Origin of the sequence: Streptodolium elevatio (assembly GCF_040649515.1) — a bacterium.
In the GTDB taxonomy this organism is placed as follows: Bacteria; Actinomycetota; Actinomycetes; order Streptomycetales; family Streptomycetaceae; genus Yinghuangia; species Yinghuangia elevatio.
In genome coordinates, this window is record NZ_JBEZFP010000096.1 from 1 (window position 1) to 23,782 (window position 23,782).

The 23,782-nt window shown below is 71.9% G+C and carries 17 protein-coding genes and 1 pseudogene; 5 read left to right on the top strand and 13 right to left on the bottom strand.

Translation table 11 applies throughout. The annotated features are described in order from the left end of the window. Positions 1 to 947 (bottom strand): carboxylesterase family protein (locus AB0C36_RS29645; RefSeq protein ID WP_358359892.1); only part of this gene is annotated, 947 nt, incomplete at its 3' end. A gap of 230 nt (positions 948 to 1,177) precedes the next feature. Then, positions 1,178 to 1,669, bottom strand: a pseudogene (locus AB0C36_RS29650) (carboxylesterase family protein); the annotation flags it as partial. Between AB0C36_RS29650 and AB0C36_RS29655 the strand changes: the two are divergent. Further along, positions 1,668 to 2,933, top strand: coding sequence for a L,D-transpeptidase (locus AB0C36_RS29655; protein ID WP_358359894.1), 1,266 nt, complete (start codon positions 1,668 to 1,670; stop codon positions 2,931 to 2,933). The pseudogene AB0C36_RS29650 and the gene AB0C36_RS29655 sit on opposite strands and share 2 nt — an antisense overlap. 474 nt (positions 2,934 to 3,407) lie before the next feature. On the opposite strand, the gene AB0C36_RS29660 is transcribed toward AB0C36_RS29655, so the two are convergent. Continuing rightward, on the bottom strand, positions 3,408 to 4,031 hold the full coding sequence (locus AB0C36_RS29660) for a carboxylesterase family protein (RefSeq protein ID WP_358359959.1): 624 nt from the start codon (positions 4,029 to 4,031) through the stop codon (positions 3,408 to 3,410). A 304-nt stretch (positions 4,032 to 4,335) separates the two neighbouring features. Between AB0C36_RS29660 and AB0C36_RS29665 the strand changes: the two genes are divergently transcribed. Together AB0C36_RS29665 and AB0C36_RS29670 are read left to right on the top strand one after the other, a co-directional pair. Beyond that, positions 4,336 to 5,679, top strand: a complete 1,344-nt coding sequence (locus AB0C36_RS29665; protein ID WP_358359897.1) for an ROK family transcriptional regulator — start codon at positions 4,336 to 4,338, stop codon at positions 5,677 to 5,679. A gap of 201 nt (positions 5,680 to 5,880) precedes the next feature. Further along, positions 5,881 to 7,347 carry a flavin-containing monooxygenase gene (locus tag AB0C36_RS29670; RefSeq protein WP_358359900.1) on the top strand — a complete coding sequence of 489 codons (1,467 nt, stop codon included), beginning with the start codon at positions 5,881 to 5,883 and terminating at the stop codon, positions 7,345 to 7,347. 56 nt (positions 7,348 to 7,403) lie between these two features. On the opposite strand, the gene AB0C36_RS29675 is transcribed toward AB0C36_RS29670, so the two are convergent. Both AB0C36_RS29675 and AB0C36_RS29680 read right to left on the bottom strand, forming a co-directional pair. Next, positions 7,404 to 9,383, bottom strand: coding sequence for a fatty acyl-AMP ligase (locus AB0C36_RS29675; RefSeq protein ID WP_358359903.1), 1,980 nt, complete (start codon positions 9,381 to 9,383; stop codon positions 7,404 to 7,406). Positions 9,384 to 9,747: 364 nt separating this feature from the next. Next, positions 9,748 to 11,301 carry an MFS transporter gene (locus AB0C36_RS29680; RefSeq protein ID WP_358359904.1) on the bottom strand — a complete coding sequence of 518 codons (1,554 nt, stop codon included), beginning with the start codon at positions 11,299 to 11,301 and terminating at the stop codon, positions 9,748 to 9,750. A gap of 930 nt (positions 11,302 to 12,231) precedes the next feature. On the opposite strand from AB0C36_RS29680, the gene AB0C36_RS29685 reads away from it, so the two are divergent. Further along, entirely contained in the window at positions 12,232 to 12,390 is a 159-nt protein-coding gene (locus AB0C36_RS29685; protein ID WP_358359907.1) for a hypothetical protein, read from the top strand. After that, positions 12,387 to 13,802 carry a carboxylesterase/lipase family protein gene (locus tag AB0C36_RS29690; RefSeq protein WP_358359909.1) on the top strand — a complete coding sequence of 472 codons (1,416 nt, stop codon included), beginning with the start codon at positions 12,387 to 12,389 and terminating at the stop codon, positions 13,800 to 13,802. Before AB0C36_RS29685 ends, AB0C36_RS29690 begins: the two co-directional genes overlap by 4 nt. A gap of 77 nt (positions 13,803 to 13,879) precedes the next feature. On the opposite strand, the gene AB0C36_RS29695 is transcribed toward AB0C36_RS29690, so the two are convergent. The 8 genes from AB0C36_RS29695 to AB0C36_RS29730 form a co-directional block, all read right to left on the bottom strand. Continuing rightward, positions 13,880 to 14,710: a PaaX family transcriptional regulator gene (locus AB0C36_RS29695; RefSeq protein WP_358359912.1), complete on the bottom strand. Its 831-nt coding sequence runs from the start codon at positions 14,708 to 14,710 to the stop codon at positions 13,880 to 13,882. 262 nt (positions 14,711 to 14,972) lie between these two features. Beyond that, on the bottom strand, positions 14,973 to 15,761 hold the full coding sequence (locus AB0C36_RS29700; RefSeq protein WP_358359914.1) for a maleate cis-trans isomerase family protein: 789 nt from the start codon (positions 15,759 to 15,761) through the stop codon (positions 14,973 to 14,975). A 40-nt stretch (positions 15,762 to 15,801) separates the two neighbouring features. Then, complete coding sequence (locus AB0C36_RS29705; RefSeq protein WP_358359916.1) at positions 15,802 to 16,719, bottom strand: fumarylacetoacetate hydrolase family protein; 918 nt, start codon at positions 16,717 to 16,719, stop codon at positions 15,802 to 15,804. Beyond that, positions 16,710 to 17,795: a cupin domain-containing protein gene (locus tag AB0C36_RS29710; RefSeq protein WP_358359919.1), complete on the bottom strand. Its 1,086-nt coding sequence runs from the start codon at positions 17,793 to 17,795 to the stop codon at positions 16,710 to 16,712. The genes AB0C36_RS29705 and AB0C36_RS29710 overlap by 10 nt, the downstream gene beginning before the upstream one ends. Next, positions 17,792 to 18,829, bottom strand: a complete 1,038-nt coding sequence (locus tag AB0C36_RS29715; RefSeq protein WP_358359921.1) for a carbon-nitrogen hydrolase family protein — start codon at positions 18,827 to 18,829, stop codon at positions 17,792 to 17,794. Before AB0C36_RS29715 ends, AB0C36_RS29710 begins: the two co-directional genes overlap by 4 nt. Positions 18,830 to 18,865: 36 nt before the next feature. Beyond that, positions 18,866 to 21,355 carry an oxidoreductase gene (locus AB0C36_RS29720; protein ID WP_358359924.1) on the bottom strand — a complete coding sequence of 830 codons (2,490 nt, stop codon included), beginning with the start codon at positions 21,353 to 21,355 and terminating at the stop codon, positions 18,866 to 18,868. Between the two features lie 88 nt (positions 21,356 to 21,443). After that, positions 21,444 to 21,899 carry an acyl-CoA thioesterase gene (locus tag AB0C36_RS29725; RefSeq protein WP_358359925.1) on the bottom strand — a complete coding sequence of 152 codons (456 nt, stop codon included), beginning with the start codon at positions 21,897 to 21,899 and terminating at the stop codon, positions 21,444 to 21,446. A gap of 112 nt (positions 21,900 to 22,011) precedes the next feature. Beyond that, positions 22,012 to 23,637, bottom strand: a complete 1,626-nt coding sequence (locus AB0C36_RS29730) for an AMP-binding protein (RefSeq protein WP_358359928.1) — start codon at positions 23,635 to 23,637, stop codon at positions 22,012 to 22,014. Positions 23,638 to 23,782 lie beyond the last annotated feature (145 nt).

The window sequence follows — 23,782 nt, forward strand, 5'->3', positions numbered from 1 at the left end:
AAAATAAAACACACCACCCCCAAACCCGCTCCTGCCGCCGAGTTTCGTGTTTTACTGCGTTGTCCTTTTCCCTTGTGGGGCGGGGGGGGGGGCCCCCCCCCCCCCCGCACAACACCGGTGACCGCCAGGCGAATTCGTACAGGTACGCCCGTCCGCCCGCCGTCGCGTGCGCCTCGGCGACCCACATGGAGGGCATGCGGAACACCTGGTCCGAGAACATCAGCGTGTACAGGCCGCGGGCGTCGAGTCCCCGGATCCGCCGCCCGGTACGCCGCGAGCGCCCCCTCGTGCAGCCCCAGGCGCTTCGCCGTCGCCGCCAGGTCCGCGGGCACGTCGCGCCGGCCCGCGAACAGGCTGTACTCGTCCGTGGTGTACCCCGTCATCAGATCCACGTCGCGCCGCGCGCCGGTGCGCAGCACCGACCAGGGCGTGTCGGCCACCAACTCGCCGTCGAGCACCGGCGCGAAGCAGGTCACGTTGTCGGGCATCGACCACGCGTCAGGGTCGGCCGCCATCGCCGCCAGGGGTACGTCCTGCAGCGCCACCATCTGCTCCGGCCGCAGTGAGCGCAGCCCTTCCAGCGTGGCCGGCACCCCGGCGGCGTCGGCGACGAGCCCGGTCACCCGGTGTGCGTCGGCGAGCGGCAGCGGCGCGCGTCCCGCGACACTCTGAGCGATGGCCCGCCGGAACAGTCCCTCGGTACGCGGCGTCGCCAGCAGGCTCACGACCGATGTCGCCCCGGCGGACTCGCCGAAGACGGTCACCCGGTCCGGGTCGCCCCCGAAGGCCGCGATGTTCGCACGTACCCATTGGAATGCGGCGATCTGATCGAGGAGTGCGCGGTTCTCCGGCATGCCTGGCACGTGTCCGAGACCCTCGAACCCCACCCGGTAGTTGAACGTGACCACCACGACGCCGGCCCGGGCGAGCTTCGTCCCGTCGTACATCGGGACCGCCGATCGGCCGAACCGCCAAGCGCCGCCGTAGGTCGTGTCTTCAAATTCCCGCCGGGCCCGCGAACCGTGGCACGCACGCTCGCCGCGTTACGACCCTTGCCGCCGGGCCTGGCGGCCCTCCCAAGCCAAACCCAGGCCGAGCCGCGGGCCGCGCCTTGCGAGCGCACGCACCACGGCCCGCGGGCTATCCGACGGGAATTTGAAGAGACTCCCCAGATCCACACCATCACCGGCATGCCGGCGGCACCGAGGTCGGGCGTCCAGACGTTGGCCGTCAGGCAGTCGAGTCCGTCCTCGGGTTCCCACGGGGAGGCCTCCCCCGGCACCATCGCGGTCTGCGGCGGCGCCGCGCCGAAGACGTACGCGGGCCGGATCCCCGACCACGGTTCGCGCGGCGCCGGAGCGACGGCCAACTGGCAATGTGGCGGCGGGTCCTGACGAATCCGGCCGCCGAATTGACGCACTCCCGCGAGTGCGCCGGGCCACCGGCGCCGGCGCGTCCGTGCCGGCCGCCGCGGACTCGCGCGCACCTGCGTGGCTTGCGCGACTCGCGCGCCTTGCGTGGCTTGTGCGGACCGACATGGACGCACCGAACGCGGCCTCCGGTGCCAGTGCGTCCGCGTGCCGTCAATCACATTTCGGAAGGGCAACGCGGCCCGGAGATCGCGGCGTCGAGCAGGACGGGAACGCGGTACGACAAAGGGGTAATTCATGGCAGCGGTGAACGCACGCGGAGCACGGCGCCTGCGGCGCGGGTGGGTCGGCGCGGTGGTGGTGGTCGGGCTCGCCCTGACCGGGTGTTCGGGCGGCGGATCGGACTCCGGTGACGGTTCCGGGGGCAAGCCCGCGGGCAAGGCCGCGCCGCAGGATCCCGGCAGCGCGGCCCCGGCCGCCGCTCCCGCCGCGGTCCTCACCATCACCCCCGGGGACGGCGGAGTCCTCGCCCCCGGCGAACCGGTCACGGTGAAGGTCGAGGGCGGCAAGATCGGCGCCGTGACGGTGACCGGCGAGGACGGCAGCGAGATCGCCGGGGACACCGCCGACGACCTCGCCTCGTGGCGTTCGACCGGCGCGCTGCACACCGCCACCCGCTACACCGTGAAGGCCTCCGCGACGAACACGGCCGGGCAGCAGGCGCAGGCCACCGCCGCGTTCCGGACCGAGCAGGCGGACAAGAAGGTCCGCTACCAGGTGAACGTCGCCGACGGCCGGCAGATCGGCGTGGGCCTGCCCATCTCCGTCGTGTTCGACTCACCGGTCAAGAACCGCGCGGCGGTGGAGAAGGCGCTCTCCGTCGTCGCCGACACCCCGGTCACCGGCGCCTGGAGGTGGGTCAAGGACCGCAACCTCAACGACGGCCAGCGCATCGACTTCCGCCCCAAGGACTACTGGAAGCCCGGTACGGAGATCACCTTCAAGGCCGACCTGGACGGCGTCGACATCGGGGACGGCCGCTTCACCATCCGGGACTCCGAGGCCAAGGTGACCGTCGCCCGCTCGCTGGTGGCGACCGTCGACGTCAAGACGCACCAGATGACCGTGGTCGAGGACGGCAAGCCCGACACGGTCATCCCGATCACCGCGGGCGCGCCGGGGATGGACACCTGGAACGGCACGATGGTCGTGATGGACCGCAACTCCAGCGTCCTCATGGACGGGCAGACGGTCGGCTACGGCGGCCAGTACCGGGACTACTACAACTGGGCGCTGCACACGACGGCGTCGGGCACGTATGTCCACGAGAACGCCAGCGCCAACGTCAACGCGGGCAAGAAGAACGTCACGCACGGCTGCGTCGGCCTCGCGAACGACGGCACGGCCAAGAAGTTCTACGACCGCGTCATCGTGGGCGACGTCATCAAGGTGGTCAACTCGGCCTCGGAGACCGTCGACGTCGGCAACGGCTACGGCGACTGGAACCTGTCCTGGGAGCAGTGGACTTCGGGCAACGCCGCGGTCGCGGCGGCGGCCGGCTGACGAAGGGCCGCACCCGGTACCCGGGCCCGCCGCACATCCCCCGCAGGTCCGGTCGCCGCCGCCCCCCGGCGGCGACCGGACCGCCTGCGGTCAGAGCCCCGAACTCCGTTGCCAGATAAGGCGTGAAGGTGCGTGTGGATCGGCCACCACGGACGGCTCGCGGTCCCAGATGCGCACACCCGGGTCGACCGCGGCGTGCCCTTCCGCCGGCCACGTCGAGGGCATTCGGAACAGCGAGTCGGAGTTCATGGCCGTGTAGAGCCACCCGTCCGAACTTCCCGGGTAGCCCGTCCGGTAGGCGTCAGGGGCGTCCGCCCCCAGGCCGAGGACCCGGGCCGTGTGCGCGAGGCCGATGTCGCGCCGCGCCGGTCGAGGGGCGACTGCGCCATCGTGAGCATGAGCGGCGCGGACTTGACCATGTCGGTCAACGTCGGCCGCAGGGCGCCGTGTTGTAGCGACCGCAGTGTGAACCCGTCACGCGTGTGCCCGGAGATGAGGTCGACGTCGCGGGCGGCGCCGGACCGCAGTGCCAGCCACGGCAGGTCGACGACCGTGGCACCGTCGACGGTCGGTGAGAACGCCGTGATGGCCTCGGGTCTTCCACGCGTCCGGGTCCGACGCCGTCGCGGCCAGCGGTACGTCCTGGACGGCGAGCAGGCGTTCCGGTGCGGCGTCCGCGAGTGCGCCCGGGTCGGCGCCGGCCGCGGCGCAGATGGGCCGCGAGACGCGTTCCGCCTCCTCCTCGGGCGGGTAGCGTCCGGCCAGGCTCTGCACGATCGCGCGGCGGAACGGGCCGCGCGCGCCGGGGGCGGTCAGCAGCGCCGCGATGCACGCGCCGCCGCCGGATTCGCCGAACACCGTGACGTTGTCCGGGTCGCCGCCGAAGCCCACGATGTTGTCGTGCACCCAGGCCAGGGCGGCCGCCTGATCCAGAAAGCCCCCGGTTGGCGGGTGCGCCGGGCGCCAGATCGAACCCCTCGAAGCCCACCTGTAGTTGAAGGTCACGACGACGACGCTGTCACCTGCCGGCACGGCGCCGTCGTGGGCGGGGTCGGCGGCATGCCCGCGCTTCCACCCGCCGCCGTGGATCGAGACCAGGCGGCGCGGCGAACGGAGTTCCCTTGAATACGGTGAGGCCGTCGAGCACGACGCCTTCGACCGCGCCTGCGGTTGTCTTCACGACAGACCCTATGGTGGGCGTCCTTTCGGGGGATCGGGCCCATCCGCATCCCACGCGCCGACAACGCGGCAAAGGGGTCGAGCGATGGTCGTCCGGATTATCGGGTCGACGCGCGGTGGATTCATTTCCTGCATTCACCGGATGAATTCCCGATTGCCGCCCGCACTCGGAGACAGCACCCCGGTGACCCGTCCTTGACACGTTCCGACAACGCTGACGAGCATGAGCGCCATGACCCCTCGAGGCGGATCGCAGCAGGTGCTGCGCGCCTGGAACCTGCGTCGGCTGCTGGAGTGCCTGGAGCACGGCCCCATGTCGCAGGTCGAGCTGGCCGCGGCGGCGGGGCTGTCCGAGGCGACCGTCTCCAATCTGGTCCGCGTGCTGCTCGAGGACCGGCTAGCGGTCCAGGAGGCGGGCCTGCGGAACGGGCGGCGCGCCAAGCTGCTCCGGCTGCCCGATGCGCACCGTGCCTGGCAGGTGGGGATCGACATCGGCCGCACGCGCATCAGGGTGGTGGCGTCGCCCGGACCGGCGGATCCCGAGGGTGCGCCGGACGGCCGGCGGCCGACGTACGAGGCGGCGATCCCGGTGCCGTGCCCCTACTCGCACGCCATTGACACGGTCGCGCGCCTGGTCGACCGGTGCGCGGCGGACGGCCGGACCCGGGCCGACCTGTCCGGCGCCGTCGTCGCCGTACCTGGGCTGGTACGGGTGAGCCGGGAGCCGGGCGCGCAGGGCCTGTTGGGCGAGGGCTACCACCAGCACATGGGCTGGGGCAGCGTGCCCTTGGCCCGCGACCTCGGTGCCGCGCTGGGGACCGAGGTCGTGGTGGAGAACGACTGCAACCTCGCGGCGCTGGCGGAGATGCACGCGGGGGCGGCGCGGCCGTACCGCGACTTCATGTTCGTGCTGGGCGAGGCCTACACCGCCGGCGGCCTGGTGCTGGGCGGGGAGATCTACCGGGGCGGCGGGGGTGTCGCGGGCGAGTTCGGGCACTGCGTGGTCGAGCCGGGCGGGCGGCCCTGCTGGTGCGGCGGGCGCGGGTGCCTGGAGACAGTGGCGGGCGAGGCGGCGCTCCTCGCCGAGGTCACCGGGGTCACTGGGCTCACCGGCGGCTCCGGGATCGCCGGCGTCACCGGGGTCACCGGGGTCACCGGGCTGTCGCCGCGCGCGGGGTTCGGGACGCCGGCTGCCGGCGCGGGGGCCGGGGAGCCGGGTCCGCAGGGCGCGGGTCGACCGGGCGCGCCGCGGGACCTGGCGGAGATCGTGGCGCGGGCGCTGGCCGGCGATCCGGCGTGCCAGGCGGCCGTCACCAAGGCGGGCACCGCGATCGGCTCGCTGGTGGGCGCGGTGGCCACGCCGCTGGACCTGGACTGCGTGGTCGTCGGCGGCACTCTCGCCCGCGCCGGAAACCTTCTGCTGGAAGCCGTCCGGGCGCATCTCACGCTGTACGTCGGGCGCCTGCACCCGGCCACCGTCGCGGTCCTCGCCGCCGAGCTGGGCGACGACGCCCCGTTGCGCGGCGCGCTCCTCCAGGCACGGCACACGATCCTCGCCCGGTCCTGAACTCCCGCGGGCGGGCGGCCTCGTGGCTGCGACGCCGTCCGCGATGCCGTCTGCGGCACCGTCTGCGGCAACGTCCGTGATGCCGGCTGCGACGCGGCACGAGGGCAGTTCGGGAGATGTACGGGAGAGGCGTACGAGAGGCACGGGATAGGCACACCCTGCGCATTGACTGCCGGTCTGAGCGAAAAATACCTTCGCGTCATGACAACGGTGGGGGACATTCTGGTGATCGGTGCCGGTCCCGGCGGCGTCGCGGCCGGTGCCCGGCTACGCCGGGCGGGGTACGACTTCCTGATTCTGGACCGGGGTTCCGAGGTCGGCGGGACCTGGCGCGACAACAACTATCCAGGCTGTGCCTGTGACATCGCGTCCTCGCTGTACTGCTTCTCCTTCGCGCCGAATCCCGACTGGAAACGGGCTTACGGCGAACAACCGGAGATCCGCGACTACTTGCAGCGCACCGCACGCGATTTCGACGTAATGCGCTCGATCCGCTTCAACGAAGAAGTGAAGTCGGCCCGGTGGGACGGGCAGGCCTGGGAGGTCAAGTCCACCGGCGGCACCTACTCCGCCCGCGTGCTGATCACCGCGACCGGGCCGTGGAGCGCGCCGCTGGTCCCGGAGTTGCCCGGTCTCGACCAATTCCCCGGCGAGATCTTCCACTCCGCGCGCTGGAATCACGATTACGACCTCAAGGGGAAACGGGTCGCGGTCATAGGAACGGGCGCGTCGTCCGTACAGTTTCTGCCGATGGTGCAGCAACAGGTGGACAACCTCTATCTGTTCCAGCGCACCGCGCCGTGGATACTGCCGAAGTCGGACTACCGGCTGTCGAAGCTCGAGAAGGGCCTTTACCGCAAATTCCCCCGTTCGCAGAAGGCGATGCGGACGGTGCAGTACGGCATCCTGGAGTCGCTGAGCTACTTTTTCCGCCACCCGCGGGCGATGCCGGCACTGCAGAAGGCGGCCCTGTGGAACATCCGCCGCGGGGTCAAGGACGAGGCGCTGCGCGAGATCCTCACACCGGATTTCGTCATGGGCTGTCGGCGCGTGCTGCTGTCCAACACGTACTATCCGGCGGTCGCCGCGGACAATGTCGAGGTCATCCCCCACGAGTTGGTGCGCGTCGAGGGCGACCGCGTGATCGGGGCTGACGGCACCTCGCGCGCGGTGGACGCGATCCTCTTCGGCACCGGATTCCACTACAGCGACCCGCAGATCGCCGCGAAGGTCAGCGACGAGAAGGGCCGTACGCTCGAAGATTTGTGGAAGGGAAGCCCCGAGGCCTACCTCGGCACGTCCGTGCACGGCTATCCGAACCTGTTCATGCTGCTGGGCCCGAACATGGGCTCCGGCACCGGTTCGGCGATAGCCGCGATCGAGGCCCAGGTCCGGTATGTGCTCAGTGCGCTGGACACCATGCGGGACAGGGGCTGGCACAGCGTGGACGTACGCGCCGGGGTGCAGGACGAGTACAACGCCGAGGTCCAGAAGGCGCTGAGCTCGACCGTCTACAACCCGGTGGGCTGTACGGGCAACTACATCGACCGCAACGGCCGCAACAGCACGATCTGGCCATGGTCGTTCGTCCGACTGAACCGGCGCATCAAGGAGTTCGTCCCGGACGAGTACCACGCGGTCGCCGGCAAGGAGTCCGCGATGTCCTGACCGCAGCTCGGCACGGACAAGCCCCGCGCGCCCGGCGCGCGGGGCTTCGCGTGTGCTCAGGCGTCGGCGGACGTGAGGGGCCCGCGGGACGCGTCGGACCGGTACCGGGCCTCGACGGGGCCGTCCAGTGTCTCGTGCCGGGGCCGCAGTGCACCGGTGACGAACAGTTCGCGCATGTACGTGCGCCGCTTCTTGCCACTCGTGCTGTGCTTGATGGTGCCCGGTTCGACGAAGCAGATGTTCGCGACCGCGACTCCCGCGTACTTGCTCAGGTCGGCGATCGCGATCCCCGCCAGGTCGGCCGGAGACAGGTCGGGCGCCGCGGCGCCGCGGTCGTCGCCGGACTCCCCCTGGGATCCGGTGAGTTCGGGTCGTTCGGCCGGGGCGGGGCGCTCGGGGCGTGGACCGAGTTCGTGGAGCATGACGACGTGCTCGCCGTCCGCGCACTCGACGCCGAAGGCGACGGTGTTGCCGGCCGCGAACGCCGGGTGCAGCGTGCCGAACCGCGCCTCGAGGTCCTGCGGGTAGATGTTGCGGCCCCGGACGATGATGAGCTCCTTGAGTCGCCCGGTGATGTAGAGCTGTCCGCCGGAACGGACCGCCAGGTCGCCGGTGCACAGGAACGGGCCCTCGCCGTCGGCGGTTTGCCCGCCGAAGACCGCGGCCGTCTCCTCGTCGAGCCCCCAGTAGCCCATCGCCACGCCCGGACCGCGCAGCCAGACCTCGCCCACGCGCCCGTCCGGCAGCTCGCGGCGGGTGCCGGGGTCGACGATGCGCGCGTCGTAGCCGAAGGGGTCGGGGCCGCTGGAGACCAGCGCACGGTACGCCGACTCGTCCAGCGGGCCGCCGTCCGGTCCGGTCTTGCCGGTGGCCACCGGCACGAACTCCCCCTGTTCCAGGGCCTCCGCGTGTACGTCGGTCACCACCGGGTCCTGTCCCGGCGAACTTCCGGTGATGAACAGCCCCACCTCGGCCATGCCGTAGCACGGACACATGGTCTCGGCCCGGAACCCGGCCGGTGCGAACCGCTCGCGGAAGGCGGCGATCGTGCCGGCGTGCACGGGTTCGGCGCCGTTCGCCGCCACCAGCCAGTTCCGCAGGTCGAGTCCGGCGGCACGCTCCGGGGACACCCGCCGCACGCACAGGTCGAACGCGAAGTTGGGGGCGGGGCTGAGGCCGGAGTGGTATCGGCTGATCAACTCCAGCCAGCGGGACGGGTCCCGGAGGAATGCGGTCGGCGTCATCTTGACCGCCTGCCCGCCTTGGCGAAGCGCGCTCAGCAACCCGCCGATCAGGCCCATGTCGTGGTAGAGCGGGAGCCAGCTGACCGTGTTCATGCGCGGCGGCAGGTGGAACGATCGCTCGATGAGGTCGATCGTGAAGACCAGGTTCTCGTGCGAGAGCATCACTCCCTTGGGCTCGGTGGTCGAGCCCGAGGTGAACTGAAGCATGGCGAGGTCCCGTCGACGCACCGGCCGGGGCCGCCAGTCGGCCGCGCCGCCGAGTGCCGCGGCGTCGGTCGCGACGCAGCGCAGTTTGCCGCCCTGGGCCAAGTCGGCCACGAGCGGGAGGTGTTCGGCGTCGATGAGGACGACCGATGCGCCGGACGCGTCCAGGATCCGCTGGAGACGGCGGAGTTGGCTGCCGCTGCTGTTGAGCGGCAGCGGCGCGGGCACCGCGACGACGCCGGCGTACAGGCAGCCGAAGAAGGCCGTGGCGAAGGCGGTCCCGGTCGGGTAGAGCAGGACAGCCCGGTCGCCGGGTGCGCAGTTGTCGGCCAGCCACGCGGCGATTCGGCGTGCCCCGGCGTCGAGTTCGCTGTACGTCAGGGTCGCGTCCGGGTGCGCCGGGTCGTCCGGCACACAGGTGACCGCGTGGCGCGACGGCACTTTCGCGGACAGGTTCCGGACGTCGCGGACTATGGTGTCGAACTCGTCGGCGCCGGGGCCGTGTGCGGGCCACCCGGGATGCGGGCCGCTGTCCCAGGCCCCTCCCGGGTCGGTGACGTCGACGGGCACGACGTGGTGCTCACGCATGGTTCCTCCTCGGATCCGCACGGTTCTGGTGGTCCGGCCCGGTGACGCGGTCCGGCCCGCGAACTCGCGGGCGGGCCCGTGTCGTTCACCCGCCTCGGGCGGCGCCCGCACAGGGCCGGGGAGCGTCGGCGCCGCACTTGCTCCGGCAGGACTCGGGCACGGAGCACAGGCATCGGGACAGGGCATCGGGGACCGGACGTCAAGGACGAGGCATCCGGGGGAGGTAGCGGCGGAGCAGACGGCGGAGACCGTGGACCGGGGCCGTCTTCACCCGGTCCGCGGTGGTCGAACCGCGGGATCCCCGGCGGGCGCCGCCGCTGTACTGCACGGGCGGCATCGCCGGGGTGGCGGCGGTCAGCTGTGCTCAGGCATGTGTTCCCTTCAGGTCGGCGTGGTCGCCGGGCGCCGCGGGTGCGGTCTCCGCGGGCACGGCCGGCTGCGGCCGCCGGGGCATCCAGACCACGGCGATGACCGCGCTGACGAGGGCGACTCCGGCACCGACCCACATGGCCGCGGACAAAGCGTCCAGGAACGCGGCGTGCGCGGGCCCGGCGAGTTCCGGCGCCGCGCGCAGCGTGCCGCTGAGCGACGACGCCGACTCGTCGGACAACCCGTCCCCGGCGGAACCGAGTTCGCTGCGGTACACACTGCCGAGCACCGACCCGAGGACGGCGATGCCGAGTGCGCTGCCGGTCTGCCGCATCGTGTTCGCGATGGCGGACCCCGCCCCGGCCCGCGCGCGCGGCACCTCGGAGAGCGCCACCGCGATGACCGGGGAGAGCGTGAGCCCGAAGCCCATGCCGGTCACCGTCTGCGCGATCTCGAACGCCCACAGCGGGGTGTCCCGGTCGACCGTCGCGTAGTACGCCAGCGCCGCGGCCATCAGCAGCGCGCCGGTGGCGACCACCGCCGCATGGCCGAACTTGGCCGTCAGGGCGTCGCTGCGCGCTCCGCTGACGAGCGCGCCGACCGCCACCGGCAGCATGAGCAGACCCGACTCCAGGGGCGTGTAGCCGCGCGACACCTGGAGGTAGAAGACCATCACGAAGCCCCCGCCCAGCACGGCGAAGGCGGAGGAGAACAGGACCGTCGACCCGGCCGCGAACGAGCGCTTGCGGAACAGGGACAGGTCCAGCGAGGGGTTGTCGATGCGGCGCTCCACGGCGAGCAGCACCACCAGGATGACGGCGCCCGCGGCGATGGGCACGAGCACGACCGGGCGCAGCCAGCCGTCCGGTTCGCCGCCGGAGATGATGCCGTAGACCAGCGCGCCCACCCCGGCGATGGACAGCGCGACACCGGCCAGGTCCAGGCGGCCCGGCGACGGGTCCCGGGTCTCCGGCACGTACATCACGATGAGCACGACGGCGGCCAGCGCGAGCGGCACGTTGACCAGCAGTACCGATCCCCACCAGAACCCGCCGAGCAGCGCGCCGCCGACCACCGGGCCGGACGCGATGGCCAGGCCCGCGGACAGCGACCACAGCGCGACGGCCTTGGCCCGCTCGGCCTCCGGGAACACGTTGGTCACCACGGCCAGCGTGCAGCCGGGGACGACGGCCGCGCCGATGCCCATCGCGCCGCGCCAGGCGATCAGTTGCGTCGGGTCTCCCGACCATGTCCCGATCGCGGACGCGACGGTGAAGAACAACAGGCCGGCGACCAGCACCCGGCGGCGTCCGTAGCGGTCGCCCAGGACGCCGGCGGTGAAGAGCAGGGAGGCGTACACGAGGGTGTACGAGTCCATCGACCACTGCAACTCGGCGTTGGACGCCGAGAGTTCCTTCTGCACCTCGGCCAGCGCCGCCGTCATGATGTTGTTGTCCATCACCGTGATGAACATGCAGAGCATCATCACGAGCAGGATCAACTTGCGGCGCGGGTGCCCGGTGTCCTGCGGCGTCGCCTCGGCCGTCACCGGCGTACCTCCTTGACGTCCGCCGGACGGGCGGCGGTGCCCCGTGCCGCGGCGTGCGGCTCCCGCGGTGTCCTTCGCAACGCTTCGGTGCTGTGCCGTGGCACTTCGGCGCCCCCTCCGTCGGTCCAGCCGATTGGTCGCGCCGGGGATCGAGAGCGCCGGAACTGCCCTCTGAGCGTGCGTGACGGACCCGGGGCATTTGCCGGGCGCCTCGGGCCCCTGGACGTCTCCACGCATCCGACGCTGTGCTACCCCCGTGCCGAACGGCCAGTCCTCGCAAAGGAATCCGGGCCGTCCGGGCCGTGTGCTGAAGGCTACCGCCGGGTAGGACGGTCGGCAACGACCCCGCCCCGGCCAAAATTCGGCGTCGTCACGTGTCGATCCGGCCCCCGCTCCGCGCAGGTGGCACCCGGCGCGGAAGATCGGGAACGGCGTTCCGATCTTGGCCTGTTCACGACGCCGGGACCCGCGCCGACCGGCGTTCGCGGCCACGCGAGCGGCACCCGCGGGCCGCCACCGGTCGCCGGTACGCCGTCCGGCCATGCCGCCGCAACGATTCTTCCGAGGCACCGGCCGACTCGCGGCAAGCTCCCCGAGCCATCCGGAGAAAAGCCCTCCGAAAGCGGGCGCGCCGGATATCCGGCGGCAAGTCCGACAACAGTTCCCGAGGCAGGTGGGTCACGAAGAGCCCGGCCGCCACCCCGAACGAGACCCCGGCCTCGGGACGCATCCCGAAGTTTCGCCTCCCGCCGGAGTATTCCGCACCGCGCTCGCTTCCACACGCCGGCTCCTCGAAATCCATTCCTTGACTTCTTGAATTCAATGAATTCAATTCCCGAAAAGCCGCGCATTCGTTATCGCGAATCATTGACGGACGCAGTTCTTCCTCTATACGTTGCGGCGAGTCCCGCTCGTGTGAGGAAGGTGGGCATGGCAATCCTCCGCCTGGTCTTGCGACGACTCGTCTCCTCGGTCCCACTCCCGTTCACCGTCTCCGCGCTCACCTTCGCCCTCGTCTCCCTCGTCCGGCAGCTGACGGCCAAGGACACAGCCCCGCATCCGCCCACCGAGGAGGGACGCCCCACATGACCGATTCCCCGCCCCTGCCCGTCGCCGAGACCACGCTCGGCCCGGTGCGCGGAACCCGCGAGGCCGGCCTCGACGTCTTCCGGGGCATCCCGTACGCCGCTCCCCCGGTCGGCGACGCCCGCTGGCGCGCCGCCCGGCCGCACGAGGGCTGGTCCGAGGTGCGCGACGCCTCGGCCTACGGCCCCAGTTCGCCGCAGCCGCACCGCGTCGACCCGGTGCTCGGCGGGCACGGCTCGCCGCCCTTCGACGAGGACTGTCTGACGCTCAACGTGTGGACGCCTGCCGCCGACGACGGGCAACGGCCGGTTCTGGTGTGGCTGCACGGCGGCGGCTTCGTGTCCGGTTCGGGGACGCTGCCGATCTACGCGGGCGACCCGTTCGCGCGCAACGGCGACCTCGTCGTCGTGACGGTGTCGTACCGCGTGGGGGCGCTGGGGTTCCTCTTCCTCGGCGAGGCGGACGGCGCGGACAGCGGGAACTTCTGGATCACCGACCAACTCGCGGCCCTGGCCTGGATCCGCGACAACGTCGCGGCGTTCGGCGGCGACCCCGGCAACATCACGGTCGCCGGGCAGTCCGGCGGCGCCTTCGCGACCCTGGCCATGGCGTGCCGTCCCGAGGGCCGCGGGCTGTTCCACCGGATGATCCTGCAGAGCCCTCCGCTCGGCCTCACGCTTCCCGACCCGGAGGAAGCGCTGCGCACCACAAGGCTGTTCATGAACCTGGCCGGGGCCGACGACGTGGCGGCCCTGCGGGCCATGCCGTGGGAGGAGATCGTCAGGACAACCCTCGCGATGTTCGGCGCGACAGCGCGCCCCGGCCGGTGGCTGCTGCCGTTCTGGCCGGTGCTGGACGGCGTCACTCTCGACCGCGACCCGCTCGCCGCGGCGGCGGCCGGAGCCGCGCGGGACGTCGACGGGCTCCTCGGCTGGACGCGCGACGAGGCCACGTTCGCCTTCGCGTTCGACCCGCAGGTCGACGCCGCCACGACGGCCGGGGTCACCGACGGGTTCTTCCGTGCCCCGGGCCTGGGCCTGGCCGAGGCCCGTGCGAAGGACGATGTGCCGCTCAGGCTCTACCAGTTCGACTGGGCGACCCCGGGCGCGGAGGGCCGGTTCGGCGCAACCCACTGCCTGGACCTGCCGTTCACGTTCCACAACGCCGAACGCTGGTCGCACGCCCCGTTCCTGGCCGGCGCGGACCCGGAGGAGGTCGAGGCACTCGGCACCGCAATGCACCGGGCCTGGATCGCGTTTGTGCGTACCGGCAACCCGGACCATCCGGGGATTCCGCACTGGCGGCCGTACGACGAGGACACGCGTGCGGTGCTGCGCTTCGACACGGCCGTCACATCGAGCGCACCGTTCTCCCTCGAGGAGCAGTCGACGGACGGCGAGGACCGACTGCGTTGAGGGGGTGGCCGCGCACGACCGCACTACCGTGCGGCGGTTCGCCGGCGGTCGGCGCGCGGCCCCCGGGTCGGCGCCGCTCAGTCCTCGACCGGCAGGCCCGTCACCAGGTGCACATGGTCGAGGCTCGACGGGGCCAGGTGCTTGTGCAGGGCCTGGAAGACCCGGCGGGCATCGACGGCGTTCCAGTCGTCGGGTAGGAGTTCGGTGGGCAGGCCCGGGTCGAGGTAGGGCAGTCGGCGCCATTCGGTGAGCATGGGGACGTACGCGCGGAAGGCGGCGTCCGGGCCGACCGGCGGGCCGGTGGCCAGGGCTTCGGCGAGGGGGCCGTACGTGGCGGTGAACTCGGCGTACTGGTCCTCTATCGCCTTGAAGTCCCACCATTCGCTGACCGCGGTGTGCAGGTCGGAGAACGCGGCGTAGTCGCCGGCGAAGAGGTGGACGTAGTCGCTGAGCCCGACGCGCGTGAGGGTGGAGCGCGCGTCGTCCAGGAGGCGCCCGGGGGCGACCCAGACGCCCGGGGACGCCTTGCCGAAGCCGAGCCAGGTCAGCCGCGAGCGCAGTTGGTGGCGGTGGGCCCGCTCGCTCTCCGGGACGGAGAAGACCGCCACCACCCAGCCGTCCGCGAGGGCGGCGGGCTCCAGGTTGCCGAAGATGCGGCGGTCGCCCTCGTCGAAGACGGGGCCCATGGCGTCGCCGAGGCGGTAGCCGGTGCCCGTGCGGCGCTCCTGGACGAGCGTGCCGCGCTTCTTGAGGCGCGAGATCGCGGACCGGACGGCCGGCGCGTCGACGTCGAGTTCGGCCATCAGCGTGATCAGGTCGGCGATCGAGATCCAGCCGCCGCAACGTCGGACGAACGCACCGTAGATGGTGTTGATGAGGGAACCGGGTCGCGTCGCGCTCTCGCCCATGACCGCCTTCCTGGATTGTGCCGCGGTGATCCTACCCAGGGCCGGTCCCGAGGGTGGTTCCGGGCCGTGATCTCGGCGCCGGGTTCCTGACGGCGGGTGCTGAACGACGGGTGCTCACTGACGTGTGCTCAGCTACCGGGTGCCGGGTCGAGCAGACCTGGTGGGCCTGGTACCAGGGCGAGCCGGGGGGGCGCTGGCCGGCCGGGAACGGTACCCGGCTCGGCCCGCGCCCGCCGACACCGCCCCGCTCACCCCGACGCGCTCATGCCTCCCCGATCGGGGCGTCGGCGTACGCCCCCGACAGCAGGTGCCCGGCCCCCGGCGCCACCGCGGGCAGCCCCAGCGCGCGGAGCATCTGGTGCGCGGTGCAGATCGCCGCCGAGACGACCGGCTTGCCGAGGCGCTGCTCCGCGTCCTCGACGACTCCCAGCGACGGCATTTGCACACACGCCGACAGGACGACGGCGTCCGCGTCGGCGTGCTCGAGGGCCGCGGCGATGTCCGGGAGGCGTGCCGGGTCGTGTGCCGCCACGTCGAGGTTGTCGGGGATCTCCAGGGCCGCATGGTCGAGGACCTCGATGCCCTCGTGCCCGAGGTAGTCCACGACCATCCGGGTGAGCGGCGCCATGTAGGGCGCGATGAGCGCGACCTTGCGGGCGCCAAGGGTGTGCAGCCCGTGGACCAGCGCGCCCGCGCTGGTGACGACGGGGGCCGGGGCGCCGTTGGCGGCGGTACGCCCGGCCAACCGCAGCTCGGACTCGCGGTGGTAGCCGAGGCCCATGCTCACGATGGCGACCAGGCACGCGTACCCGAGCACGTCCACGCGGGCGTCCGAGAGTTCGTCGGCGCAGCGGTCGGAGTCGGCGTCCATCGCCTTGAGTTGCTCGGGCGTGACGTGGGTCATCCGCATGCGGCTGGAGTGGAAGGTGAACCGCTCCGGCGCCACGCCCTCGCGGGCACGCAGGATGGCCGGGATTTCGGTCTCCATCGTGACGTTGGAACTGGGCACGATCTGGCCTATGCGGTAGGTGCGTCGGGGGTGCGTGGACACGCGGGGGCTCCCGTCCTGTGGGCTTTCGCGGTGGTGGCGGTCAGCGGGCGTCGACGACGGGGTTGGTGAGGGTGCCGATGCCCTGCACGGTCGCCTCGACGACGTCGCCGGGGACGAGGAACTGCGGCGGCACCATCGCCGCGCCGACGCCGGACGGGGAGCCGGTGGAGATGACGTCGCCCGGTTCCAGGGTCATGCCGGACGAGATGTCGGCGATCAGCCGCGGGATGGCGAACAGCATGTGCCGGGTGTTGGACTTCTGCCGGATCTCGCCGTTGACGGTGAGCGACAGGTCGAGGTTGAGCGGTTCGGGCACCTCGTCGGCGGTGACGACGGCGGGTCCGAACGGGCAGTAGGAGTCCTGTCCCTTGGAGAAGAACCACTGGCCCGAGCGGCGTTGGTCGCGCGCGCTGATGTCGTTCATGATGCTGTAGCCGAAGATGTGCCCCCAGGCGTCCTCTTCGCTCACTCGGAAGGCCTTGCGGCCGATGACGACGGCGAGTTCGCACTCCCAGTCGAGCTGCCGCGTCAGGTCCCCGTTGTGCAGGATCGGCTGGCCGCTTCCGGTGACGGCGGTGGCAGGCTTGCCGAACAGGACCGGCCGGTCCGGGAGTTCCTTGGCCGTGTCGAGGCTGCGGCTCGACTCGGCGACGTGCTCGACGTAGTTGAGCCCGACGCCGATCACCTTGCCGGGGCGCAGCGGGGCGCGCAGGGCGACGGCGTCCGGTGCCCGGGTGGCGGAGGCCGGTACGTCGGCCAGCAGGCCGCGCAGCGTCTCCAGGGCCTGCGGTCCGGCCTGGATCAGGCCGAGGAGGTCGGTCGGCAGGCCGGTGGTCCCGTGGTGGGCGGCGAGGTCCGCGACGTCGACGACGCGGCCGTCGGCCTCGACGCCGAGCCGGAGGCGTTCGCCCTCGGGCGGGGTGCCGGCTGCGGTCGTGGCGTAGGTGATCAGTCGCATTTTTCCTCTTCGCGGTAGAAGCCGAGCGAGCGCATGACGGGGAAGTCGTTGAACGAGAACAGGCAGGCGTCGTCGGACTGGTCGAGGTTCGCGTGCTCGTGCCAGGCCCACGAGGGCACGCAGAAGATGTCGCCCTTGGTCCATTCGAGGCGTTGGCCCGCGACGACGGAGACGCCGTGGCCTTTGGCGGCGGTGTAGACGACCGTGCCGGTGTGCCGGTGCGCCTTGGTGGCCTGGCCGGGGCGCAGGAGCTGCATGTGGGCGCTCATCGTCGGCATGACCGAGCCGCCGGTGACGGGGTTGGTGTACTCCATGATGACGCCGTCGTACGGCGATCCCTCGGTGGTCTTGGCCAGGTCGCGCAGGGCCTGGTAGGTGGGCTCCCACGGCCACGCGAGGAGCGGCGAGTAGGGGCGGGTCCAGTTCTCCGCGCCGTACGGCAGCAGGTTGCCGCCGTAGGTGAGCACCGATTCGTTCGCCACCGGCCGTGCCTGCTGGTACAGGTCGGGGTGGACCTCGTAGAACCCGGCGTCGAGCGCGTTGACCAGCGGGATGTCGAGGCCGTCCTGCCAGATGACCGGCTCGTCGGTCCCCTCGTTGCCGTGTTCGTGCCAGGTGCCGTTCGGGGTGATGGCGAAGTCGCCCGGTCCGACGCGGAGTTTCTCGCCGTCAACGATGGTCCAGGCGCCGACGCCCTCGTGCACGAAGCGCAGCGCGGACGCCTGGTGGCGGTGCGCGGTCATCGACTCGCCGGGCCCCATGATCTGCAGGCCGGTGTAGAGCAGCCCGGCGGCGGCGCTGAGGTCGCGGCGCCCGGGGTTGACCAGCATGACGACGCGGCGGCCCGCGTCGTCGGCCTTGACGAGGTCGAGGGCCTTGCGGACGAGCGGGCGCAGTTCGGCGTACCGCCACAGGACGGGTACGGAGGCGGGCTGCGGGTACCAGGGCTCGATCTTGTTGGCGACGGTCCACAGCGCGCCGGCTTCGAGGGTGGCCAGTTCGCGGTAGTACGCCTCCAGTTCTGGAGTGTCAGCGACCCGGGCGCGGCCGAGCATGTTGTCGTCCTGGGTGGTCATGACTCCTCCTCCGGGGCCTTGGGGCCCTGCTCGGCGGGGGCGGCTGCGTCCGAAGCGAACGTCACCGGCCCGCGCGGGCGGTCGTCGACGTGCAGGCTGAAGATGTCGAAGCGGTTGTAGTGGCCGAGGATGTCGTGCATCTGCTTGGGCTGGATGCACCGGTTGAGGTCGATCTCGGCGTAGACGATGCCGTCGTCGTCGACGAGCGGTTCGGTGACGGGCCGCCCGTCGGGGCCGAAGATCCCTGACAACGCGCTGTGCTTGCGGCGCAGTTGCTCGCGGATCTCGGCGTCGTCCCCGGCGACCGCGTCGACGATCTGATCGGAGATGGTGGAGCAGGAGACGACCGAGAACACCTTGCCCTCGAAGCAGTGCGCGGCGGTGCGCATCGCGATCGCCTCGGCCATGTCGTAGTCGGCCGGGGCGACGGGCAGGGCGATGTAGCTTGCCGCGTGGACGAGTTCGCCCTGCGCGAGCAGCGTGAAGCGGGCCAGGGTGTTGGTGTTCTCGCCGCACGCGAGCACGCCGAGCGGGCCGACGGGGGTGGGGTGCACCTTCAGCGAGCTGCCGTCGCCGCCTGTCCAGGTCAGCTTTTCGGCCCAGGTGGGCACGATCTTGCGGTGCACGCCGACGAGTTCGCCGTCAGGGCCGATGGTGACCATCGTGTTGTACAGCTCGCCGACGCTGTGCGCGCCGCGTTCGTTGACGCCGATGACGACGACCGCTCCGGCGTCGCGGGCGGCCGCGCGCAGACGTTCGACGTGCGGCCCGGGGATGTCGACGGACGCCCGGTACAGGCGTTCGAACCACGGTGATCCCTGCACCGGGTTCATCGTCCAGTTCCAGTACGGGTATCCGGGGACGAACGCCTCCGGGAAGACGATCAGCGACGCCCCGTTCCCGGCCGCCTCGCGGATCAGCGACACCGCTTTGTCGACGGTGGCGGCCGGGTCCAGGAAGACCGGCGAGGTCTGCACGGCCGCGGCGGTGAAGCGCGGCAGATCGTCTTTCTGATGGTCCAAGAGGTTCTGCATGGGTCTCTCCTCGGGTCCCGCCCTCGGCGGGGTGCGTCAGGGGCCGGTCGCGGCGGACAGCACCGGTCGGGCGGGTGTCCATCGCGGGCGGACGACGGCTTCGGCGTCGCGCAAGAGCCGGAGCCGGGGCGGCACGCGGTCGCTGCGCGCGCCGGGCGGCTTGCGGCTGCCGGCGCGCCAGGCGTCGGGCCACCGTGCGCCGGGGCCGTCGTAGCCCTGGTCGGCGGCGGCGTGCAGGGTCCAGAGCGGGTCGTACAGGTGCGCGCGGCCCACCGCGCACAAGTCGGCGCGTCCTGCCAGCAGGATCGAGTTGACGTCGTCGTACGTGGACACCGCGCCCACCGCGATGACCGGTATCCCGGTGGCGTTGCGCACGAAGTCGGCGAAGGGCGTCTGGTAGCTACGGCCGTACGCGGGACGCTCGTACGCCACCACCTCGCCCGTCGAGACGTCGATCGCGTCCGCTCCCCCGGCGGCCAGCGCGCGGGCGATCTCGACCGCGTCCTCGCGGGTCGTGCCGCCGTCCGCCCAGTCGCTCGCGGAGATGCGGACGATCAGTGCCTTGTCGGCCGGCCACACCTCGCGCACGACCGCCAGGACGTCAAGGGGGTAGCGGAGGCGGTTCGTGAGCGGGCCGCCGTACGCGTCGGTCCGCCGGTTGGTCAGCGGCGACAGGAATCCGGAGAGGAAGTGGCCGTGGCCGTATTGGAGTTCGAGGACGTCGAAGCCGGCGTGGTCGGCGCGTCGGGCGGCCGCCGCGAACGCGTCGCGGATCCGGTCGAGTTCGGCGCGGTCGGCGGCGATCGGGGTGGTGCTCTGCGCGTCCCAGGCCACCGCGGAGGCCGCCACGGTGGGCCAGCCGAGGTCCCGCAACGCCGCGCTGGAGCCGTCGGATTCCGGCACGGTGCGGGCGGCCTTCGCGCCCGCGTGGGTGAGTTGGATGCCCAGTGACGCGTCGGACTGCGCGGTCACGGTGTCGACGATGTGCCGCCAGGCGCGGGCCTGGTCGTCGTTCCACAGGCCCGGGTCGCGGGTGGTCGTGCGGCCGTCCGGCGACACGGCGGTCATGCCGGCGAGGACCAGCCCCGCGCCGCCCAGCGACAGCGCGCCCAGGTGCGCCGTCTCGAACGTGCCGGGCACGCCGTGTGCCGCGCTGTAGGTGGCCAGCGGCGGGACGACCACGCGGTTCGGCAGGGACACTCCGCCGATGCGGTACGGCCGGAACATCGGCGGCGTGGTCACGGCGACAGCGGCCGTCGCGGCGGATCCGGTGGCGGATCCGGCGGCAAATTGGGCTGCGGATCCGGCGGCTCCGGGCGTGGGTTCCGCGGCCGGCTCTGGCCGGGTCGCCATACCGGCGTTCACCGAGGCCACGAATCCCGGGTCGCGGACCCTCAGGTTCTCGTAGGTGACCCGGCGGCTGCGGGTGAGCAGGTTGAACGCGAACTGCTCGGCGCGCTGCCCGACGTACCGCCCGATGTCCTCGAACCACTCCAGGCTCGCCTGCGCGGCCCGCTGCGTGGACTCGACGACCGGTCGCCGCTCCTCCTCGTAGCGGGCCAGCGCGTCCGGGATCGAGTCGTGTTCGTTGAGGCACGCGGCGAGGGCGAGGGAGTCCTCCATCGCCAGCTTGGTGCCGGAGCCGATGGAGAAGTGCGCGGTGTGCGCGGCGTCACCGAGGAGCACGACGTTGCCGTGCCGCCAGGTGGCGTTGCGGACCGTCGTGAAGCGGATCCACCGTGAGTTGTTGGGGATCAGGCGGTGGCCGTCGAGGTGTTCGGCGAGGAGTTCGGTGCAGCGCGCGATGCTCGCCGTGTCGCTCGTGCCGGGCGCGGCGTCTCGCCCGGCGAGTTCGGCCATGTCGGCGAACCCGGCGCGGTGCCAGGCGTCTTCGGCGATCTCGACGATGAACGTGCTGCGGGTCACGTCGTACGGGTACGCGTGCACCTGGAGTGCCCCGTAGTCCCCTTCGGCCACGATGAACGTGAAGGCCTCGAAGACTTTGTCGGTGCCGAGCCACATGTAGCGGCAGTTGCGTTCGTCCAGTTCGGGGCGGAAGACGTCGGCGTACCGCTCCCGGACCGCCGATCGCACACCGTCGGAGGCCACCACGAGGTCGTGTGACACGGCGAGTTCGTCGACGGACGGCGCCTCCGTGCGGTAGCGCACGTCCACGCCGAGGGCGGCGCAGCGCTCCTGGAGGATCTGCAGCAGCCGCTTGCGCCCGAGTGCGGCGAAGCCGTGGCCGCCCGAGGTGAGCACCCGGTCGCGGTAGCGCACGTCGATGTCGCTCCAGCGCGCGAACTCGGCCGACATGGCGGCGTGTACGGCGGGGTCGGCGTCGGCGATGCCGTCGAGGGTCTCGTCGGAGAAGACGACGCCGAACCCGAAGGTGTCGTCGGCGGCGTTGCGTTCCCACACGGTGATGTCCCACGCCGGGGACAGCTGCTTGGCGAGGGCGGCGAAGTACAGGCCGCCCGGGCCGCCGCCGACGACGGCCACGCGCACGCGGCTGGAATTCAGCATGGGGGCTCCTGGAGGTACCGAGCGTTCACTTTGCGTCCTGGCGTCGATCGTCGTCCGGGGGGCGGCCCGGACCGGGCACGGCGTTGCGCTATCCGCCGGTGTAGGTCTCGGGTTTCTGCGGCCCGGCGTGGGCCAGGGCGTGGCGTACGTCGTCCGGCCACGGCTGCGACGCCGGCGCACCAGCGTCGGCCGTTCCGCGCGGGGCCACGGCCGAGTGCACGATGGCCATGGCCCCGGTCGCCGCGACGCCCTCGCTGCCGTGCACCTCGAAGGCGTAGTGCAGCGAGGTGGTGCCCACCTTGGCGACCCGCAGTTCGACGGTGACGGTCTCGCCGAACCACAGCCGCTGGTGGAAGTCCGCCTCGAAGTGCACGCGCGGGGTGCTGCCGAACAGGTGCTCCAGGCCCAGCCGTCGCAGCAGGACGGCCTCGGCCGCCTCGGCCCAACGCAGGACGGCGGAGAAGTGGTAGTGCCCTGCGGCGTCGGTGTCCGACCACTCGACGCGGCGTTCGACCGCGACGGCGGCGGGGGTCCCGGCTTCCATGGGTGGCCCTTTCGGTGGGCGGCGGCTGGTGCCGCGTGGGGCGGTCGGCATAGTGGCCGGCACTGGGCGGTCGGCACTGGGCGGTCGGCACTGGGCGGTCGGTGTCGCGGGGTCAGCGTCCTGCGGCGGCCCATTCGCGCAGCACGGCGCGCTGGAGCTTTCCGTTGGAGGTGCGCGGCAGGGCGTCGACGAATTCGACGGCGCGCGGGTACTTGTACGGCGCGACGGTGTTCTTGACGTGCGCCTGGAGATCCTTGACGGTCGCGTCGTCGGCGGTGGCCCCGGCCCGCAGGACGACGTACGCCTTGACGATCATGCCGCGGGCCTCGTCGGGCGCGCCGACCACGCCGCACTCGGCGACGTCGGGGTGCCCGGCCAGGGCGACCTCGACCTCGGGGCCGGCGATGTTGTACCCGGAGGAGATGATCATGTCGTCGCTGCGGGCCTGGTACCAGAAGTAGCCGTCCGCGTCACGGATGTACGTGTCGCCGGTGAGGTTCCAGCCGTCGCGGACGTACGCCGCCTGCCGCTCGTCGTCGAGGTAGCGGCAGCCGGTGGGGCCCTTGACCGCGAGCATGCCCGGCTCGCCGTCGGCGGCCGGGGCCCCGTCGGCGCCGAGCACCGCGGCGCGGAAGCCGGGGACTTCGCGGCCGGTCGCGCCCGGGCGGATGTCGTCGTCGGCGGCCGAGATGAACACGTGCAGCATCTCGGTGGCGCCGATTCCGTCGATGATGCGCACGCCGGACGCCTGGTGGAAGTCCTGCCACACGGTCGCGGGCAGGGCCTCGCCGGCGGAGATGCAGCGGCGTACCGCGGCCATGCGCCCGGCGAGCCCCGCGGCCAGGATCGCGCGGTACGCGGTGGGTGCGGTGAACAGCACGGTGACGCCGAACTCGGTCACGAGGTCGACCAGTTGCCCGGGGGTCGCCTGCTCGATCAGCAGCGTGGCGGCGCCCGCGTGCAGCGGGAAGACGACGAGTCCGCCCAGACCGAAGGTGAAGCCGATCGGGGGTGTGCCGGTGAACAGGTCGTCGGGGTTCGGGCGGACGACGTGGCGCGAGAAGGTGTCGGCGTTGGCGAGCACGTCGCGGTGGAAGTGCATGGTGGCCTTCGGGCGGCCGGTCGTGCCGGAGGTGAAGCCGATGAGCGCGACGTCGTCGGCCGCCGTCTCGACCGGGTCGAAGACGCCCGCCTTGGCGGCGCAACGGGCGACGAGGTCGTTCTCCGCGTCGTCGGGGCCGCCGTAGGTCAGGACCGTCGCGCCGGTGTCGGCCGCGGTCAGCTCGGCGGCGAACCGGTGGTCGGAGATGGCGACGACGGGCCGGCTGATGCCGCACAGCGTCGTCAGTTCGTGGGCGCGCAGCAGCGGCATCGTCGTCACGACCACGCCGCCCGCCCGCAGTACGCCGAACCAACAGGCGACCAGCCAGGGGTTGTTGGGTCCGCGCAGCAGGACGCGGTTGCCGGTCACGAGGCCGAGGTCCTCGGTGAGGACCTGGGCGACCTGGCGTGCGCGGTGCAGGAGGTCGCCGTACGTCCAGGTCTCGTGCGCGGTGACCAGGCAGCGGCGGTCCGGTCCGAATTCCGCGATGCGGTCGTCGAGCAGGGACGTCGCGCAGTTGAGCCGGTCGGGGTAGTGCAACTCGGGTAGTTCGAAAAGCAGTTCGGGCCACTGTTCAGTGGGCGGTAGTCGATCGCGACAGAAAGTGTCCGCGTGAGCGGATGGGGACAGCTCCATGCATGCCACCTCGTCCTGGTGTCAGCGGGTCCACTGTCAAGTTATCCCTCAATCCTGACGACAGTCAACGGTACGCGATATCTGTTCGGCGCCAACCTGCGAAAATCACCCGGTCGGCCCCGCACGACGCACAGCGCTGGAGCGT